General features: G+C 40.9%; 11 protein-coding genes and 1 pseudogene. 2 read left to right on the top strand and 10 right to left on the bottom strand.

Annotated elements, in window-relative coordinates:
* Positions 1 to 233: 233 nt before the first annotated feature.
* Complete coding sequence (locus DSM03_RS05110) at positions 234 to 1,586, bottom strand: hypothetical protein (protein WP_128759914.1); 1,353 nt, start codon at positions 1,584 to 1,586, stop codon at positions 234 to 236.
* A gap of 231 nt (positions 1,587 to 1,817) precedes the next feature.
* Here DSM03_RS05110 and DSM03_RS19290 point away from each other — a divergent pair.
* A pseudogene (locus DSM03_RS19290) lies at positions 1,818 to 1,997 on the top strand (IS3 family transposase); the annotation flags it as partial.
* A 38-nt stretch (positions 1,998 to 2,035) separates the two neighbouring features.
* Complete coding sequence (locus DSM03_RS18960) at positions 2,036 to 2,191, top strand: hypothetical protein (protein ID WP_161567052.1); 156 nt, start codon at positions 2,036 to 2,038, stop codon at positions 2,189 to 2,191.
* Between the two features lie 600 nt (positions 2,192 to 2,791).
* On the opposite strand, the gene DSM03_RS05105 is transcribed toward DSM03_RS18960, so the two are convergent.
* The 9 genes from DSM03_RS05105 to DSM03_RS05065 all read right to left on the bottom strand — a co-directional run bounded on the left by DSM03_RS05105 (position 2,792) and on the right by DSM03_RS05065 (position 20,276).
* On the bottom strand, positions 2,792 to 3,016 hold the full coding sequence (locus tag DSM03_RS05105; RefSeq protein ID WP_128759913.1) for a hypothetical protein: 225 nt from the start codon (positions 3,014 to 3,016) through the stop codon (positions 2,792 to 2,794).
* Positions 3,017 to 3,260: 244 nt separating this feature from the next.
* Positions 3,261 to 4,685 (bottom strand): TolC family protein, encoded by a 1,425-nt coding sequence (locus DSM03_RS05100; RefSeq protein WP_128759912.1) that lies wholly within the window; start codon positions 4,683 to 4,685, stop codon positions 3,261 to 3,263.
* Positions 4,686 to 4,768: 83 nt separating this feature from the next.
* Positions 4,769 to 5,446, bottom strand: a complete 678-nt coding sequence (locus tag DSM03_RS05095) for an ABC transporter ATP-binding protein (RefSeq protein ID WP_128759911.1) — start codon at positions 5,444 to 5,446, stop codon at positions 4,769 to 4,771.
* A gap of 45 nt (positions 5,447 to 5,491) precedes the next feature.
* On the bottom strand, positions 5,492 to 7,888 hold the full coding sequence (locus DSM03_RS05090) for an ABC transporter permease (RefSeq protein ID WP_128759910.1): 2,397 nt from the start codon (positions 7,886 to 7,888) through the stop codon (positions 5,492 to 5,494).
* 87 nt (positions 7,889 to 7,975) lie between these two features.
* The gene (locus DSM03_RS05085; protein WP_128759909.1) at positions 7,976 to 10,420 is read right to left on the bottom strand and encodes an ABC transporter permease; all 2,445 of its coding nucleotides are present in this window, start codon (positions 10,418 to 10,420) and stop codon (positions 7,976 to 7,978) included.
* Positions 10,421 to 10,483: 63 nt separating this feature from the next.
* A complete protein-coding gene (locus DSM03_RS05080; protein ID WP_128759908.1) occupies positions 10,484 to 12,895 on the bottom strand; it encodes an ABC transporter permease in 2,412 nt (803 codons plus the stop codon).
* A 24-nt stretch (positions 12,896 to 12,919) separates the two neighbouring features.
* The gene (locus DSM03_RS05075; RefSeq protein WP_128759907.1) at positions 12,920 to 15,319 is read right to left on the bottom strand and encodes an ABC transporter permease; all 2,400 of its coding nucleotides are present in this window, start codon (positions 15,317 to 15,319) and stop codon (positions 12,920 to 12,922) included.
* Positions 15,320 to 15,383: 64 nt separating this feature from the next.
* Positions 15,384 to 17,780 carry an ABC transporter permease gene (locus DSM03_RS05070; RefSeq protein ID WP_128759906.1) on the bottom strand — a complete coding sequence of 799 codons (2,397 nt, stop codon included), beginning with the start codon at positions 17,778 to 17,780 and terminating at the stop codon, positions 15,384 to 15,386.
* Positions 17,781 to 17,804: 24 nt separating this feature from the next.
* Complete coding sequence (locus DSM03_RS05065) at positions 17,805 to 20,276, bottom strand: ABC transporter permease (RefSeq protein WP_128759905.1); 2,472 nt, start codon at positions 20,274 to 20,276, stop codon at positions 17,805 to 17,807.
* Between the last annotated feature and the right edge of the window lie 15 nt (positions 20,277 to 20,291).

Here is a 20,291-nt window from a genome sequence, read left to right as displayed (position 1 = left end):
GGTTTTAACATGTAAAAAGGCTAGTCCATCCCGTAAAATGTTCTTCTAGAAATTGAGAGTTTTTTTGCTTTTAAAAAGCTCATTTAAGATTAGTTAATTGCCTTAAATAACCTTATAGTTTTTAATCAGGTTATTTAATATTACAGCCAAAAAGATTCTCTCAAGCTTGTATCTATTCTGATTATTAAACATTTAATTTACAAGGCTTTATTAATAAATGTATTTTAGGAGTTTCAGTTTATTTTTATAGTGTTCATTGCGTTTTTGAAGTCTTTCTCATACAACCTGTTAACAATGTCCCACTTGTCTTTATTTATTGAATACCAATATTTTGTGACTTTATTTTCATTATCATATATTGGAGATAAATTTCCATTTGTAAAAATATCATCACTATTTTCAGTCCTTACTAAGGTTTCAATTTCACTTTGAAATGGATTTATATTTGCAGGTTTAGCATTCCAGTAATCCTTTGTGTAAGGATAGTTTTTATAAAGAAATGAAATACCGGTCCCGTCATTTTCTAAAAAATCTCGATGACTGGGAGCTATTTCTTCAAACATCAAGATCGATTTTGTAGAAACAGCTTTTTCTAGTTTTGAGCTATGACTTATAGATTCAATTTTAGTTGGGTAAGACTTATTCTCATAAGTAGTATGATCTATATTCATCGTAAAGCTTTTTAAAGTCTCAAAATGAAAACTTATTTGCTCTTTAAAAATTGAATAATCTTTTTTACTTATCCATATTTTACCATAATTCTTAGAGAAACCTCTACCCTTTATATTTAGATTTTCATTTCTGCTATATTCTATGACATAATATTTATTCCCTCTAATTTCCTCTTCATCTAAAAAATTAATAAAAAATCTATTTGATTTTTTTCCCAAAGGATGTAATTTCAAATAGGTTCGGTAAGCAAAAAGTAAATCTTTCCCTACAAAATGAACACTTTTTTGAATAATTCCTTTTTTTCTTTTAGAATCTAAGTCGTTTCTTTTTAATGTAGTTGATTCTTCGATCCTTCTAACTTTATTAGGTATTATAAAATCAGCCCAAAACATAGCTTTTGGAGAGTAATCGTAATTCATAAAAATAGTACCATCTATTTCAAGATAACTCTGGGGTACATCATACATCATCCAAACTTCCTTTAGATTAATTTTAGACCAATACGAACCTCTATCCAATGACTCTTTAAAAAAATTCTTAGCCCTTTTTATAATTTCTTTATTTGAAGGAGTTGCAGAATTATAAGTCAATAAAACTTCATCCAATTCATTTAATTGATATTTAAGACTTACTGTATTTAATACCTTTAACTCTTTATAGGTTAAGCATTCTGTATCATATGACATATGTGAAAAACAATATTGAGTATCATTTCTTTGAATAATATCCTTGGTATCAATCTTGATTTCCCCATTTTTATTAGAGAAATTCACAAAGGTATTATTGATTTTTAAGGAAGCTCCGTATATTGGATTTTCAGAATCTTGATCTATGACTTTAATGACTAAAGTTTCTTGACTAAATGAATAATGAGCAATGAAAATAATTAGAAGGATCGTATATCTTTTCAACATATCTTTTGGTTTAATGCGTTAGTAAAATCTAACTACTTATTAAGGTTTTGAGAACAGGCATAATAACGCTGAGCTTTTTACTTCTAAGTAGTTTTAAAATGACTTTTAAAACCATTAACTGTTGCATTACCATAAATAACATAATGTACTTTATAAAAAGACAACTATTTAGTACTCTTTTAAAATAGTGTCCCGTCTCTTGAAATAAGTTGACAAAAATTCGAGTTATTCGTGAAATATTCAGAAAAACCTAATAAGAATAGTACTCAACGAGATTACGATTTAGGCTTTAAATTAGCTCTAGTATCTCAAGTGGGAAAGGGCAATATGACTTACAAGCAAACCTAAAAAGCTTATGGTAATCAGAAAGGAGTACTGTTTTGATCTGGTTACGAAAACACGGTACCTTAGAATGGAATGAACACAAGTCGAGGCTTATCTGCAACAAAATGAAAGAAACACAGGCTCAAAAAATCAAGAGGTTAGAAAAAAAGTTATCAGATGAGATGCTCAAGAATAAAATTCTCAATACGATGATCGATATCCCAGATCAGCAATACAGCATTTCTATTCATTCAAACGAATCCGGCAAGAACACCAACTAAGCCTATCGCGTTGTTACAGATTTCTGGCATACGTATACAGGGTGGCTATCAAGCAGAAAAGCGAGCAAAGACAAGGGCCTGCAAACTTACTGGGATCAAGCCACTGATTTTAAAAATTGTGCTAACAAATTCCAAGTTCGGGTGCTCATAAACTGTATTATCTGCTCAAAATTAAATTTGAATGGACCAGCCTTAAAATAGTTAGGAATGCCCTGTTTGATAATCTGATATCCGACTCAATGCTGATATAACCGTGAAATAATTATGCAAAAACAACTAATTCTAAGCACTGGTTAAGAAAATATCTCAACCTGATGAAAGATTTTACTTAAGTAAGACCAGATGGGAGTCTTTTTAAACATTATAGACAATTCCGCAAGCATTTAATATAATCTCTTTGTTCTTCTGTTACAGTATTACACTTGTTCCTTTTTGTCCAAATTCAAAACTTCCTCTCCATTTTTGAACTATCAGACTTTTAAAATTCAATTCACATTATTACCTAGCTACTTTTTCCAAAATGATACTCGTGTAGAACATGTTTGGGAATATCATTAAGTACACTTGCATAACGCATTATGTATTTGACCAATCTAGTAACTACCTCCAAAAACTCCACTTGCTCGGCAAATATTTGAAGAACGTTGTTTCGTAGGCATTCCAATACAGTAAATCAGAGCCGCACCAAAACACCTCAACTTCCTGCCCTATTTCAAATGGCCTATCCCAGTTGTTGGCATACTTGAGTTTTTGCTTCACATAATACAAATCTTCTGTAGAAATTCGCACATAAGGGTAATTTAACAGCGTATAATCATTTCTCATAGGTCCTCTTTCTTTCCTGTATTCAACTACTGTCGCAAGTAGCTTTTTACTACCTTCTCTTAGCTTCAGAAATTTGACTTTAGAATGGATCAAAAAAAGAATAAATATCAAAGGTATAAGTAATATTCCCATTCTTACTTAAAGTATTAACTAACTATATTTTATGCTCTTTTTTGCGTAAATATATCTCATTAACACAGAGGCCATTTACGGTATTCCGCAAAAACTGAAGCAAGAAAACTCCTTACCGAATTGCATTCCCCTGATAAAACTCCAGCACTTTATCGCGCAAAAGATAGGTGTAGTGGGTATTGGTTAAATTGATACGGGCGTTGTCCAGTCGGTTTTTGCTAGTAATGTATTCCACACTGGTAGCCACACCCAGGTTGAAGCGCGCCTCATTGATGGCAAATGACTTTTCATAAGCCTCGACCTGCTCCTGGAGCAACTCATAGTTGGTCGCCGCAGCATCCCAATCGTTATAAGCCTGTGCGATGTTTTGCTTCAGCGCACGTTTGGTTTCAGCCAGAGCAACCTCAGCCCGACTCTGCTCAACCTTTTGTAGTTGTACATTGTTCTTTGCCCGAAACCCGTTAAACAACGGGATGCTCACCGATACTCCTACTGTAGAATTGAGGTTGTTATTTAACTGATCGGTATACGAGATGCCGCGAGATTCAAACTGCGTTTCTTCTGTAAACACACTATAATCGGTTCCCGAAATGCTCACAAAATCGGCCGTCTCAATAAGTTGATTTCCCGTTTCTTCAAACAAACGGGCGGCGCTGGAGTAGTTGGTATTCAGGTTGGCAAACAGGCTGATCTCGGGGATGTATTGCGAGCGTGCAACCGCAACTCCTTTGGCCGTAGCCTCAAGCCTTAGTTCACGAGCCTTTATAGCTGCAAGACTTTGCAGGGCCTGCTCGTAGATGCCATCAGCAGACAGTTGCTGGTTTTCAAATTCAGTTATCAGAACCAGATTTTCTGCTTCAATTTCCGCATCGGTATTCAGCAAAAACTTCAGGTCTTCAAGGGCGTTGTTCAAACTGTTAGTGGCATCGGTTATGGCATTTTGATCTGTGGTCAGTTGTCCCTGCAAATCGTAAAAATCAGAAGGATTGCCGGTCTCTTCTTCGTTGAGTTTCTCAAGACGTTTAAGCTGTTCCTGAGTCGTTAGCAAACGCGTTTCCGCCAGTTTTACGAGTTCGCGGGCATTTAAAACCTGCAAAAAACTCAGCGTAACATCAAGCATCCGGTTTTGGCGGGCTTCTTCCACTTCCATCCCGGCAGCAGCTTTATTCAGATTGCTTTGCTTCAAGCTGTTAAGCAGTCTAAACCCGTTAAAAACTGTAGCACTAAGGCTAAGTCCGGCATTTGAAAAATTGAGCTGTTCAGTTACATAGGCATTGGTAAACGGGTCAATGCTTCGGCCGTTGCTTACCCCATAATTGTAATCGGCATTAACCCGCGGTAAAAGCGCGTTTCGGCTTTGTTTATACTGAATGTTTTCGCCCTGCGCATTGAGCTCCGCACGTTTTACGCTGAAGTTTTGCTCTAAAGCGATCTCGATACAATCTTCTAGTGTGAGTGTGGCTTGTGTTTCTTGTGCCTGTATACTACAGATATGAATTAAGCAGGCCGTTAGCAGACCTATAAACGGAATTTTCATAATGCTTTTGATTGATGATAAATAAATTGAATATTAAAAGCGCCCAGGTTGATGATTCCTCTTTGTGGGCGCTTTATTAGATTTTAGTTAGAAGCCTGATGCTGTTTGCTTCCGTCGAGCAGGTGAATGATGCGATTGCCATACGCCGCATTAGACTCAGAGTGTGTTGCCTGAATGATGGTCACCCCTTCCTGATTTAATTCTTTAAAAAGCTCCATAATTTCTTCGCCTTGTTTCGAATTGAGGTTTCCGGTAGGTTCGTCTGCCAGAATGAGTTTAGGCTTAGCGATCAATGCCCGAGCGATGCCCACCAGTTGTTGCTGCCCGCCACTCAATTGCGCCGGAAACAAATCTTTTTTGCCTACGATGTTGAACCGGTCCAGCATATCTGCGACCAGCGCCTTTCGTTCTGAAGACTTGATATTCTTGTACAAAAGTGGAGTTTCGATGTTTTCATAAACGGTTAACTCATCGATCAAATGATACGCCTGAAATACAAAACCGATGTATTCTTTATAGAGTTTTGCACGTTGCTTTTCTTTTAAACTGTGTACCGGCTCCTCATTAAAAATATACTCGCCTTCCTGAAATTCGTCTAGCATCCCGATGACGTTAAGCAAGGTCGATTTACCCGATCCCGAAGGTCCCATTATGGAGATAAACTCGCCTTCTTCCACATCAAGGCTGATATCATTTAGTAAAAAGACGCGTTTCCCGCCTTGTTTGACCCATTTGTAAATATGATTGAGTTGTAAAAGCATGATTTAGTTTTATTGTTATTACTATTGATATTTTAATTCCTATTTCTATTCAGTTCGTAATGATTTTACGGGGTTTGCAAGTGCGGCTTTAATCGCCTGAAAGCTGACCGTTAAAATCGCAAGAGCCATAGCCCCTGTACCAGCGCCTAAAAAGACCCACCAGTGTATGGTGGTTTTATAATTAAAGTCCTGAAGCCACAGATGCATAAAATACCATGCCAGCGGCGATGCGATGAGAATAGCCAAAAATATCAATTTCAAAAAATCAAAAGAGAGCAAAGTAGTAAGCTGTATCACAGATGCTCCCAAAACCTTACGCACCCCCAGTTCTTTGACTCGCTGCTGCGCGCTAAAGGTTGCAAGGGCAAAAAGTCCGAGTCCCGCGATTAGCATGGCGAGGATGATAAAGAGATTAAAAACCTGTGACAGCCGCTCTTCTGAGCGAAACATCGCATCAAAGGCATCATCCAGAAACTGATATTCAAACGGAGTAGCAGAATCGTATTGGGTATAAATGGCTTCCATTTGAGACAGCAATTGGGATACATCGCTATCCGGCTGAAAGCGTACAAACAGACAGCCTCCGCTTTTACCCAGAATGTCTGTGGTTGCTTGGGTTTTTGAATTCACAAACAAGGCCAACGCATTTATAGGAGCGTCCAGGTTTTCAAAATGGAAATCTTTAACTACTCCTATAATTTCCCTTTTGCTGTTTCCGAAAAGCAGGCTTTCTCCTATAGGATTAGATCCCAGTTTAAATTTGCTGATGGCCGCCTCGTTAATGACTACCTGGTCGCTTTTAGAATAATAATGTTCGTCTTCCGGTTTTAGTTCCCAGTTTACATCCAGGGTTTGAAAGAAGTCGTCATCTACTGCAAAAATAGGCAGGCCTATAGCATCAGGCATTTGTTCGGAAGAAACAAAAAACATATTGTAGCCTTTGTAAATAGGATATTGAGTTACTGCCGTGTTGGTTATCTGTGAAAGCTTTTCGATCTCGTTTCTAAAAGGCGTGCTATTGGTGCCCATTGTTTTCTGCAGTGGTAACATCACGACGTCAGAACGATTTAGACCGGTATCAACACCCCGCACAAAATCAAGCTGCTGATGAATGATAATCCCACTCACTAAAAGGGCTATCGCGATCACAAACTGCACGGTGGTACATACCTTACGCAAACGCACCCCTCCCATTTTTGAGACACGACTGCTTCTGAGGTTTTCAACCGGATTAAATGCTGACATCACCAATGCAGGATAAAAACCGGTTACCAGAATGGTGAAGACCAGCAAACCGGCGAGTATGCCTAAAAAGGTGGGATTGAGAAAAAAGGCAGCATCAATCTCAATGCCCAGAATACCAAAAAACCAGGGTTTTAGAACCACACTAAGCGCTACCGAAACCACAAACGCAAGCAATACATAAAGCGTGGATTCTATATAAAATTGAAAAGCAACACTTTTCCTGCTCGCACCATTTACTTTACGCACGCCGATTTCCTTGGATCGCAAGCTAGCTCGTGCAGTTGATAAACTCAGATAATTGACTAACGCCAGTATTAAAATGAGCACCGCTATTAACGGAAAAATACTAATGTATCGGGTATTTGAAGCGTCTCTTCCGTTTAAATGCTTATCAGTTAGTAAATTCAGACTATACACATCTGTAGCATCTGCATTGCCTTGAGTACTTAATTCCTGCATGGTTTTTTCCACCATCTTCACATCGGATGCGTTGTTCAGTTTTAAGTAGGTTGGAAACGCACCTAATCTAAAGACTTCGGAATCAAAATCACGCTTATAGTCATTCATGGTAGGCATACTGCTTAGCGATGCCACAAAGTCGGGGTGAATACTGGAATTGCTGGGTGTATTCTCCATAACTCCAGTTACCGTAAACAGATAGGTACTATCCTTCCGTACCGATATCGACTCCCCTATCGGGTTTTGATTTCCGAAATATTTTTTGGCCATATCCTGACTTAGCACCAGAGAATAAGGCTTGGCTAAAGCTTCTGTTTTGCTGCCTTTAAGCAGTTTAAAAGAAAAGAAATTAAAAAAATTAGCATCAGCATAGCTGAAATCCTTTTCAGAAAACCGGACGCCTGGTTGTTGTGTATTGGTCAGGATTACCGGCTTATACTCATCCTTTAAACGCAGGCTGGAGGCAACCGCCGGACTCGCATTTTCGGTGAGTGCCCCAACGGTTGCATTCATCGCATTCATATAGATCGTATCGCCGCCCATGTTTACCTGAGCTTCTACGGTATACATACGATCAGAATCTGCGTGAAAACGATCATAGCTACGCTCGTGTGCCACATAAAACAGAATAAGCGTGCACGCAGTAAGCCCAATTGCCAGGCCACCAGTGGTAATAATACCGGAGAGCTTATTCTTAAGCAGATTCCGCCAGGCGATTTTGATATAATTTTTAATCACAATTTTAGTTTTTTAGTTTCCTATTTCTCTCCCTTTGGGAGACCTGCCTGCCGGCAAAGGCAGGGATGCCCCAAAGGGTAGAGAGGGCTATTCAGTTCGTAACGATTCTACCGGGTTTCTTAAGACTGTTCTTAAGGTTTTAAAACTCATTATTGCCAGAGCGAGCACGACCATTCCTATTCCGCTTAGGGCAAAAACCCACCAGCTCATTTCGGTTTTGTAGGCATAATCCTGAAGCCAATTGTGTAATCCCCACCAGGCTAAAGGCATGGCAATGAGATAGCCTAAAAGCACCAACTTGAAAAAGTCTCTACACAACAACAGGTTGAGTTGTACCAGAGATGCTCCCAAAACCTTGCGAACGCCTATTTCTTTATTACGTCGCTCTGTAGTATGAATAACCAATCCCAGAAGCCCCAGACAACTAATCAACACCGATAATCCGGTAGCCCAGTTGAGCAAACTTGCAATGCGTTGCTCCTGCTCATAAAAGTTGGCAATCGTCTGATCTAAAAAAGTCATTTTAAAATCTTCACCCGGATATATTTTTTTGTAAATCTGCTCAATCTGAGCGAGTGTTCCGCTCCAGCCGGAGGCTTTATCACCCAATACCAAATGCACAGTTCTGAAATTTGTACGGCGTTCTCTACCGGTATCTCCCGTAAGGACTAAGGGTACTATTCCGGTTTTGAGTGAGCGTTGCTTAAAATCCTTCATTACTCCCACAATCAGTCGTTTATTGCTGTTCAGCTCAATATACTTTCCTACGATATCTTCGGGATTGTGAAAACCAAAAGCCTGCATTCCGGTTTCATTGATGATATATTCTTCTATGGTGTCGTTGAGCGGTTTTCTTCCCGCCAAAATATCGATGCTGTAAACATCCAAATAATCGCCATCGCCGTTGAGAACCTGAAGTTCCTGAATGACTTCCTGATTTTTGGTTTTGTAAATTCCCATTCGGGTAGCCATATTGTGAGATGCCGGAGGCATTCCCCCTAAACTAATCCTGGAAACCCCTGGTAAATCCCTGATTTCCTGTTCTAAAACGAGGCGTTTATCGACCTTCTGATCTTCCCACGGGGTTTGAAGGTATGCAACAGCATCTGTTCTAAAACCCAGATCGCTGTGCATCATAAAGTATATTTGTTTGCTCACCAGCAGGGTGGCGATCACAAAAACCTGAGCAATTACAAATTGCGAAACGGTTAATACCTTGCGTAAAGAACCTTTATTTTCAGATCTTATAAGCTCACCCTTAAGTGCCCGAGATGGTTTAAATCGAGACAAAACAAGCCCCGGATAAAAACCGGATAAGAACGTGAGGACCGTAATAAGGCCAAGCACCAGACCGGCAAACCACGGACTTGCCATAAGCGTAGCATCAACCCCTTTAGGGATGAAATCATCAAATACCTTTAAAGCGAAGATTGATAAAATAACCGAAGACAGCGCTGCAAGCAAGGTTAGCAAAAAGGTTTCTCCCAGAAACTGAATAATCAACTGTCTTTTTGAACTTCCCAGAGTTTTACGAATACCTATTTCTTTTGCACGCTGCGTCGCTTGGGCTGTATTGAGATTGATGAAATTGATACTTCCTAAAAGGAGCAAAAAGATTGCTATAAAAATAAGGCTGATCAATATATTCTTATTGGCTTCAGGCCGCGAATAATTGTAAACACCATACTCCTGATCAAAATGCAAATCTGCAAGTGGCTGAAGATTAAATGTGCGCTTATTATTATATTTTATCATATCAGCATCTACGTGCTGCTCACTTAATGCTACTAACTGACTCTTTATTTGTGCTGCTGTACTATGCTCAGAAATCTTGATATAGAGTTGCGAGGCATTATTGGTCATCCCCCAGCTATCGCTTAGAATCTGATCTTTACTTCCCGTTTGCTTTGCGGTTGCTAAAGAGACAAACTCATCAAAGAAGAAATCTGAGCGCTTGTCAAAATCTTCAACTATACCGGAAACGACAGCCTGAATATCAGCATTATACTCAATAGACTGGCCCATTACTGCTGTTAAGGGTAGGTTGGGAAAGTATTCTAAAGCACGTTTACGGGTAAGCACCACCTGATTGGGTTTCTGTAGTGCAGTTTCTTTAGAACCGGCAATCCACTTGTATTGAAAAAGATCAAAATAACTCGCCTGAGTGAGTATGATTTTCTCAGGATCTTTAAAAATCTGTTTGCTGGAGGCAGCCTTACTTTCACTGATCCACCAATTAAAAAAATAAGCCGATTGCTCAATTCCGGTTAATTCTTCACGTACTGCAAGCCGCATAGGTGGCGTTACTCCTCCGTTTTTCATATTACCCTGAGGGGTTTCAAAATCGGTCACAACGCGATACATACGATCCCCATCCTGGTGAAAGGTATCAAACGTAAACTCATAATACACCATAAGCCCTATCACAAAAGCAGCGCTTAAACCAATAGCAAGACTGATGATATTTATGGCTGAAAAAAGCTTGTTGTTCCAGATATTCCGCCAGGCGATTTTGATATAGTTTCTAAGCATAATTTTAGTTTTTAGTTTGCAACTTCTCTCCCTCTGGGAGAGATGCCCAAAGGGCAGAGAGGGCTATTCAGTTCGTAATGATTCTACCGGATTCTTCAGGGCTGCCCGTATGGTTCTGAAACTTATGGTTACCAGAGCTATAAAAACCGCCAGCAGGCCGGCAGCCAGAAAAATCCAAAGCTGCAATTCTATACGATACTCGTAGTCCTGCAGCCACTGCGACAACAGCCACCAGGCTACCGGTGCGGCAATCACAAAGGCGATGCCTACGAGTTTTACAAAGTCTTTGGTCAGCAAAACTGTGATTTGCGCGACACTGGCGCCTACTACTTTACGCACGCCAATTTCCTTAGTACGTTGCGTCACCACCAGCATCGAGATTGCAAAAAGTCCGATGCAGCTCAGGATGATCGCAATAAGGGATCCGCTGGTTATGATCGTAGTCATCGTGCGTTCGCGTTTAAAGGTGCGGTCGATATTTTCATCTAAAAAAGACCCCAGAAATTCGGCGTTGGGTTCAATACGCTTCCAGGCATCCTCGATGCTTTCAAAAGTCTGTGCCATATTTTGGGGAGCTACCTTAACGAAGGCATAATACAGGTCCCAGTCGCTTTTCATAAACAGACTTATGGGCTCAATTTTTTTGTTCAGCGATTGAAAATTGTAATCCTTCAGCACGCCTACAATCGTGTATTTGATGGAGTCGTCTAAAATAATCTGCTTGTTTACTGGGTCTTTTTCCTGAAGTTCGCGAGCCATCGCTTCATTGATTACGATAGACAGGCTATCGCCAGAATAACTTCGGCTAAATGTGCGCCCCTCTTTTAAATGAAGCCCTAAAGTTTCGGGATAGTCGTAATCAACAACCAGCATATTGGTATGGACTCCACGGCCTTTATAGTCAAAACCCATTCGGCTGAAGTAGGTGCTGCCGTCTTTGCCCAGACCCAGATTGTTATCTGAAGCGGTAACTGAATGAATACCCGGTTTTCCGGCAAGTTCGTTGCGCAGTAAAGCCACATCCTGACGGTTTGCGTGCTTTCCGTTTAAAGGCACGGCCACCACCTGACTTTTATTGAATCCCAGGTCCTTATTCCGCATAAAATCAAGCTGCTTCCCTAAAACCAAGGTCCCTGAAATCAGGACGATTGCGATACTAAACTGCACTACCATCAAGGTGTTGCGCACCCGGTTTTTACCCGCTAAATCGAGTTTACCTTTTAAAGCTTTTAGAGTACCCAATTTGCTCAGAACCAGGGCCGGATAGCCCCCGGCGATAAACGTAATAACTACAAACGACCCGACAAGTACGCCTATTAAAACCGGCGAACTTAAGTGACTTAGGGTAGCCGGGGTATTGAAGAGCTGGCGAAAAGAGGACTCTAATGCCATACTAATCCCAATCCCCAGCAGGAGTGCGATCATAAAAACCCAGACGCTTTCGCTCCAAAACTGAAAAAACAATTGCTTCTTTGCAGCTCCCAAAGTTTTGCGCATCCCGATTTCCCTAAGGCGCTGGGCACTTCGGGCAATGCTCATGTTGACAAAATTGATCCCCGCAATACACAAAATGAGCAGACCAATACCCAAAATCATATAGGGATACGCCCTACTTACTTTTAAAGAATGGCCCTTAAAATCTGCGAAATGAATGTCTTTAAAGGGCAGTAAATGAAGTTCTAAATAATTTCCGTTGGCGTTGGGCTGTGCCCCATCGCGTTTGAGGTCTTCGATGTTTCCTTTATAATGCAGATCGGTAAACGATACGGCGCTTTGGGTGATATCGGAAGCGGTAGCATCTTTGTTCAACTGGATAAAAACACTGTGATTACGCGAGTCCCAGCGATCTAAATTTTCGGTATAGTTGGGGGAATGGCTAAAATTGACTGCTACATCAAACCGAAGCCCACTCGTTACCGGAGGATCTTTAAGAATACTCCCTACCGTAAATACCTCCCTGCGGCCATTGATAAGCAAATCGAGTGTTTCACCAAGTGCTTCTGTTTTTCCAAATAGCTTTTGAGCCGTTTCTTCGGTAATGCTGATTTGGGCATTGTCTTTCAGGACTTCTTTTGTCCCTAAAACAGTTTCAAAACTAAACATCTGGAAAAAGTCTGGATCCACAAAAATCAGATTCAGGTCCAGTTCTTTGCCTGCTTCCAAATTCAGTGCGTGATCGCTTATGTAACGCGAGATGTGCTTAATGTTAGGTAATTCCTGCTGAAGTGCAGGGGCAAAAGGCACCGGCATCGAGGTAGCCACTTCCTGCCCTCCCGGTTTCTGCTCTGCATAGTAAACCTGAAAAAGGTCTTCTTTATTTTTGTGAAACTGATCGTAAGACAGATCAAAAAAGGCATACATCCCCAGCAATAGCGAAGCCGTAAAGGCAATGCTTAGCCCTAAAACATTCAGCAGGGTAAAGCTTTTGTCTTTCCACAAATTTCTTAAAGCGATTTTGATATAGTTTCTGAGCATAGCTGATTGATTTTGATTGATGAGTTATTCGGTGCGTAAGGATTTCACAGGGTTTTGTAATGCGGCTTTGATCGCCTGAAAGCTTACGGTAACAAAGGCTATGAGTACAGCTGCCAGCCCTGCAAGTCCAAAAATCCAAAAATGTATAGAGGTGCGGTAATTAAAATTCTGCAACCATTCACTCATAATCCAATATGCAAAAGGGGATGCCAGCACAAAGGCAATACCTACCAGTTTTAAAAAGTCTTTGGAAAGCAGTGCAGTGACCCCGGCAACACTCGCGCCTAATACTTTACGTACACCGATCTCTTTGGTGCGTTGCTCTGCCATAAATGCCGCCAAGCCAAATAACCCCAAACAGGCAATGAAGATGGCCAAAACCGAGAATAGTGTCGCGGTACGAGCCGTACGCTCTTCTGAAGCATACAACTGCGCCACATGCTTGTCTACAAAGGCATAATCAAAAGCCGTGTTGGGTAGATTTTCATTAAAGGTTTGTTCCAGACCTTTGATCAATTGCTGCAAATTCGGAGTATTGTATCGTATCAACAAGGTGCGTATCCCTTCCGGAGCGTCATTGGCTTTATAATACATATATCCGCCGCTGTCTTCTTTGAGTGAGTTGAAGTTGAAATTCGCAACGACCCCGGTGATGATCGCTTCCCCACCCAACTCTGTATTTACCGGTTTTCCTATTGCATCTTCAGGAGATTTATAATTGAGATAGCTGAGTATTTTTTCATTGATCAGAGTATAAACAAGCGAATCGCCCTCGGGAATGTTTTGAGGTAGTTCAGCGCCTGCAAGAAGCTTCAACTTTAAGGTTTCAACCACGTTACCTTCGGTGCGGCAACTGGCAATGGGCATTCCAGTTTGGTCAGTACTTAACCGGCGTACAGACCTCCCGCTCTCATCAGCTCCGGGTATGGATTGCACAGCAGCAATACCTTCAACATAGGTTTTTCGGTTTAAAGCATGTTCTAAATTTCTGATCTGCTGCTTACTTTCGGCAGATTTTACAGAAACTGCCACCACTCCATCAGGATTGTAACCCAGATTTTTATTCTTTATAAAATCCATTTGCTGAATGATTACCGTAACCGCAATAATGAGAACGATAGAAGCCGCAAACTGAAAAACCACAAGTCCTTTTCGCACAAATTCAGAAACGGTATGCTTTTTCCTGGATTTATTTACCAGAGAAAGCGGCGAAATACCGGTCATCGATAGCGCAGGATAACTGCCCGCAAAGAGTGTGACGACCAGCCAGATTAAAGCCAGTCCAATTAAAATGGGCGGAGCCAACAAATCCCCGAAATTCATAGCGTTCCCGGTAAAACTTTGAAACCATGGTAATATCAGGAATGAAAGTGCATAGGCCAACACCACTGCTATACAAGCCAGGATCGCTGTCTCTACATAAAACAGCACAAGCATATGCTTTTGAGTAGCGCCCAAAACTTTATTTACCCCAATGCTCTTTCTACGCTTTCTCGAATTTGCAGTAGCCAGATTCATATAATTGATGCAGGCAATTAATAGGACCAAAACAGACAGGAATATCAGACTTCTTATAGTCGTGATGCTTCCCAACCGGGTTGCGTAGCCATCGCGTATACCTGCCGAATACAGGTGTATTTTTGTAAGGGGTTGCAGGTAAAACTGCGTAAAATACTGTCCTTCTTTAGGCACATAGGTATCGATTAATTGGGTAGCCTGAGTTTCAACCTGAGCAACCTGAGCCTGTGGCTGCAGCTGTACGTAGGTTTCATAACTGGCATTGCTCCAATATACATCAGTACCCATCCAGGAATCCAAAATATGATAGATCATATCACAGTCTATCACACTATTTTCGGGCAGGTCTTTATACACTCCTGAAACCTGAAGTGTATCCCGGTTGTTTACCGTTATGAATGCTCCCAAAGCTGATTTTTTTCCAAAAAACCGTTCCTTCGAAGCTTCAGAAATCACAATAGAATTTGGGTTTGTAAAAGCATTTTCAGCCTCACCTTCTATAAACTTAAAGTCAAACATTTCAAAGACGGCTGAATCGGCGAGGTAAAGTCTGTCTTCAGTAAAATTCTTGTCCCCTATTTTTAAAGATGCCGTCACCCCAAAATCATCTTTGATAAGGCGGGTCATCTTTTTGACTTGTGGAATATCTTTTACCATCGCCGGTCCTACTGCGTTGGGTAGTTCGGCCCAGGTCTCAAAGTTGTATTCTTCAGAAGTCTCCATATTTACCCGGTAAATATCCGGAGCGTGCGAATACATTTTATCAAAGCTGAGTTCGCTATTTACAAACGAAAAAAGCACAATACACACGCATAAGCCCACTACCAGTCCTATGATGTTTAACACCGTAAACAAGCGGTTTGCTTTTAAATTCCGCCAGGCGATTTTGATATAGTTTCTAAGCATAATTTTTATTTTTTTATAATCTACTTCTCTCCCTTGGGGAGAGACTCCCAAAGGGCTGAGAGGACTATTCGGTTCTTAAGGATTTTACCGGATTTTGTAATGCGGCTTTGATAGCCTGAAAACTCACGGTACATAGGGTAACCACTAAGGCTCCTATGCCTGCAGCTACAAAAATCCATATTGAAATATCGGTTCTATACACAAATTTTTGAATCCATTGTTGCATCAGGTAAAAAGCAATAGGAGATGCGATGAGCAATGCGATAATTACCAGCAACACAAAATCTTTAGACAGTAAGAGCCATAGATTAGGTACTGATGCACCTAGCACCTTACGCACTCCTATTTCTTTGGTGCGTTGTTCGGCTACAAATGAGGCTAACCCAAACAAGCCTAAGCAGCTAATAAGCATCGCAAGAAGCGTAAACACTTTGGCCAGGCTCGCAATACGCTCTTCCTCAGCAAACTTTTTAGCATACTCTTTATCTACAAAATCATAGGAAAATGGAGCATCGGGAAAATAATTTTTGTAAACTGCTTCTACGGTAGCCAGGTTTGTACTCATACTTTGGTTTTGATTGAGTCTTAAATTCCAGTAACTCGCACTTTGATACTTATCAAAGGTATAGACAGCCTGCTTTACAGAATTATAGGGTGACTGTGCAATTACATCCTTTACAACTCCTACAATTTTATATTCGGTATAGTCAACACCCTTTTCACCTGCAGCTAAAACTTTACCTAGAGGATTTTGCATATTCATATATCGGGCGGCAGACTCGTTAATGAGTACAGCACTGGAGTCTGAGGGAAACGCTCTGGAGAACCCCCTTCCTGCAATCACCTCAAGGCCTAAGGTTTCTGCATACTCGTAAGAAACCATCGAGTAGCTAAAATCTGCTTGAAAATCTTGAGGTTTGCCTGCCCAGCTAAAGCCAGACCGTGTTGACCACACCTCTGTAGAAGGACTGCTTGAAGAAGCCATTTCGGTTACCGCCCCAGAGGCTATAAAAGCATTGCGCATCATATCGCTTTTGCCCCAAAACTCAGCACTCCTCAATGGTATCTGTATCAGCCCACTGGTATCATAACCTATAGGTCTATTTTTGCTGAATTCAATTTGTGACATCACAATCAAAGTGCCGATAATCAAGGCTATGGAAACACTAAACTGTATGATTACCAGAATTTTTCGAGGTAACGCAGCCATTTTACCCCCTTTAAAGGTTCCTTTTATAACTTTTACAGGTTTAAATGAAGATAAATACAGGGCTGGATAACTGCCTGAAATCAGGGCTGTAACACTTATAAATACGAGTATTGAAGCCCAAAAAAGCAAGCTATCCCAAGGGAAATCAATGCTTTTGTGGGATAGCTCATTAAAGGCATTTAAAAAGAGTACCACCAGCCCCGCAGCAAGTACAAAAGCCAGAATCACTACCAAAAAAGATTCGGCTAAAAATTGCTTGACGAGTTGATTTTTTGTGGAGCCTATAGCTTTGCGAATGCCTACTTCCATTGCTCGCTTTTCGGAACGTGCTGTACTGAGGTTCATAAAATTAATACAGGCCAGTACCAAAACAAAAATGCCAATAATACTGAACAGCCACACATTTTCTATAGGTCCTCCGCTTTGTTGACCATTTTCAAAATGCGTATACAAATGCCAGCGGTCCATAGGCCATAAGAAAAACTCTGGATTGTATTTTACCTGTTCAAGGTCTCTATTCTTCTTTACAGGTGCGATTAATTTTGAAACTTCGCTAAGCTTTACCCCATCGGCAACTTCTACAAATAGCTGAAAAGAATCGTTTCCCCACTGATCTGCAGCATTCTTTACCCACTCCCGGTTTGCGTAAAGGGACCAAGGCATTAAATAATCTAAACCTGCAAAATCATTTCCCGTCGGAATGTCTTTAAAAACACCGGCAACCATCATTTTATTTTGATTGTCAACGGTAACCGTTTTACCTATTGGATCTTCATTGCCAAATAAGGTGGTTGCTGCGGTTTGAGAAAGCAACAACGAATTACTATCACTCAATGCTTCAGATTGTCCGCTGATAAATTGTAAATCAATAATATTCCCAAATTCCGGTTGTACCGAATATCCGCGCATCACGAGAATATTGTCGTCTACTTTCATAATTCGCTCTCCTTTCCAGGAAGCCATGCTTATATTTTTGAACTTGTCTTTAAATTCTTCTCTTAAGGCAAATTCAAGTGGACGCGGAATTGCATTATCGGTATCTATTTCACCATTGTAATTTGTGTTTTGATAAACCTGCGCAATTTGATTCTTGTTATTATAAAGATCGTTGTAATTGAGTTCGTCTGCGACCCAAAGCCCAATCATAAGCGTTACCGCCATACCCAACGCCAGACCAAAGATGTTGATCGCTGAATAACCTTTATGTTTTAAGATATTCCGCCAGGCGATTTTGATATAAGTTCTAAGCATAGCTGATTGATTTTGATTAATGATTTATTCCGTTCTCAATGCCTTTACAGGGTTGGCAATTGCCGCTTTAATGGCCTGAACACTCACGGTTATTAATGCTATAGCCAGTGCTAAGACACCTGCTGCTATAAATGCCCAGATGGGTATATCTATTCGATAGGCAAAATCCTGCAGCCAACTATCCATCGCCAACCAGGCTACCGGTACCGCCAGGATTAACGCTAGCATAACCAACTTCAAAAAGTTAATAGCCAAAAGTTTTACGATACTGCCTACGCTGGCTCCTAATACTTTGCGCACACCTATTTCTTTCGTGCGTTGCTGGGCTGTAAAAGCGATAAGACCGAATAATCCCAGGCAGGCAACAAAAATGGCAAGTATGCTAAAGCCCATAAATAAGGAAGCTAAGCGTTGATCTTCCTGATAAGCATAGGCCAGATCTTCATCTAAAAACGAATATTCAAACGGAGTACTCTCCAAATAACTTTCCCACAAATCCTGCACCTGACCGATTACCTGTCTGGTATGCTCCCCGGATATTTTAAGGCTGATAAAGGTGGTGCGGGTATCATAACTCTTTGATTCTTCAGCAAAAAGGGCAAATGGCTCAATGGGCGTATGCAGGGATTCGAGATTAAAATCTTTTAAAATACCTACTACCGTGTAATACTCCATATTACCGCCGGGATAGCGTATTTGCTGTCCAATAGGATTTTCCCAACCTATTTGAGCGGCAGCTGTTTCATTAAGAATAACCGATAGCGAATCTTTAAACTGCTTGTCAAAGCCTCGCCCTTCAACGATTTCCAGATCCAGCGTTGGTATAAATGCGTCATCTATCAGATACGAACTCAGGGAAATATCAGTTGCAATATTGGGTTCGTCAGCTGTGGGTTTTGGGGTGTAGAAATCCCCGAAATTTCCGCGAGTGAGCATTCCACTCGAACTGCTTGCCGCTTCTACACCGGTTAATGCTGTAAGTTCTTTTTTGAAACTAGCCAAACTGTTCCCCAGAGTTTCGGCATTGTTAATAACCAGAACATGATCTTTCTCAAAACCCAAATCCTTTTGTTGTGCATAACGCAACTGACTAAACACCACCAGGGTGCAAATGATCAGGGTGATCGCAATAGAAAATTGAAAAACAACCAACCCGTTACGGATAAAACTGGATTGGGTTGTTTTACCCACTTTTCCTTTTAAGGCTCGTATAGGATTGAATGACGTGAGGAAAAATGCAGGATAAATGCCCGCCAACAGGGTGGTAAGGACTACAACAGCGAGTATTAGCAAGATTAGATTTCTATTAAAAAATGCCTGAATATCAAGCTCTTTTCCGGTCAACCCGTTAAACATCGGTAAAATCAAGAGCACTGTGATAAAAGCCAGTAGTGTAGCACAAAAAGTATAACAGAAAACTTCGGTCATAAACTGCTTAACGAGTTGTTTCCGTTGCGATCCTAAGACTTTACGAATCCCTATTTCCTTACTGCGTTTTACAGCCTGAACGGTAGAAAGATTCATAAAATTCACACAGGCCAGAATGATGATAAAAAAGGCGATGATGCCTAAAATATAGAGGCTTTTAACATCGTGCTGCTCGGTTATGGAAGACGTAATTCCATCAGAATACAAATGAATATCTGACAAAGCCTGTAAGTGCAACTCCCAGTAATTTCCCTTCTCAATAAACTCCTCAAAGGGTTGCCCTATACGCTCAAACGCGGGTGCTGCCTGTACCTTGAGCATCTCTGGAAATCGGGATTCCAGATTCGCCAGGGTCGCTGGATTCGCACTTGCCTGTGGCGTGAGTTTTACATAGGTCGCCATATTGAGCCATACCCAACTCCAATTGAAATAGGTGACCTCATTAAAATTGGCTACCGGCATCAGGATGTCAAATTTTAACGAAGCCGGATAGTTGCTGAGATCTTCAAACACACCGGTCACTTGTAAGGGTTTCCCGGAGTCCCCGTATGCTAATGTTTTACCCATAGGATCTGCATCGCCAAAATATTTCTTTGCGATTTGTGGGGTAATCACAATACTGTTGGGCTCCTGCAAACAGGTAGCGGCATCCCCTTTTTGCAAGGGATAGCTTAGGACTTCTAAGAAATTGGGATCAACGGCAAGAATTTCAGATTCATTAAAGACTTTTGAACGCGTCGCGTTTGTATATGCTAATTTGGTATTGTCGGATTGATAGATGCGCGTTGCGCTTTCAATTTCCGGAAACTGATCTACTAAGGCCTGCCCGGCAGGTGGTGGTGTGTACCCCGCATAAAATGCGTTATCTCCCATTTTGCCTTTCATATTCACCCGGTAGACTTGCGCAGCCTGATCAAACTGGGTATCATAAGCCAGTTCATTCTGGATGTATAATGCAATGAGCATCACCGATACCAAACCAATGCTTAACCCCAAAATATTAAGTACACTATTGGTCTTGTATCTTAAAATATTCCGCCAGGCGATTTTGATATAATTTTTAATCATGGCTGCTTGATTTTG

The organism is Leeuwenhoekiella aestuarii (genome assembly GCF_004104055.1).
Taxonomy (GTDB): domain Bacteria; phylum Bacteroidota; class Bacteroidia; order Flavobacteriales; family Flavobacteriaceae; genus Leeuwenhoekiella; species Leeuwenhoekiella aestuarii.
The sequence above is the reverse complement of the archived record's forward strand: the minus strand, read 5'-3'. Positions and strand labels throughout refer to the sequence as shown.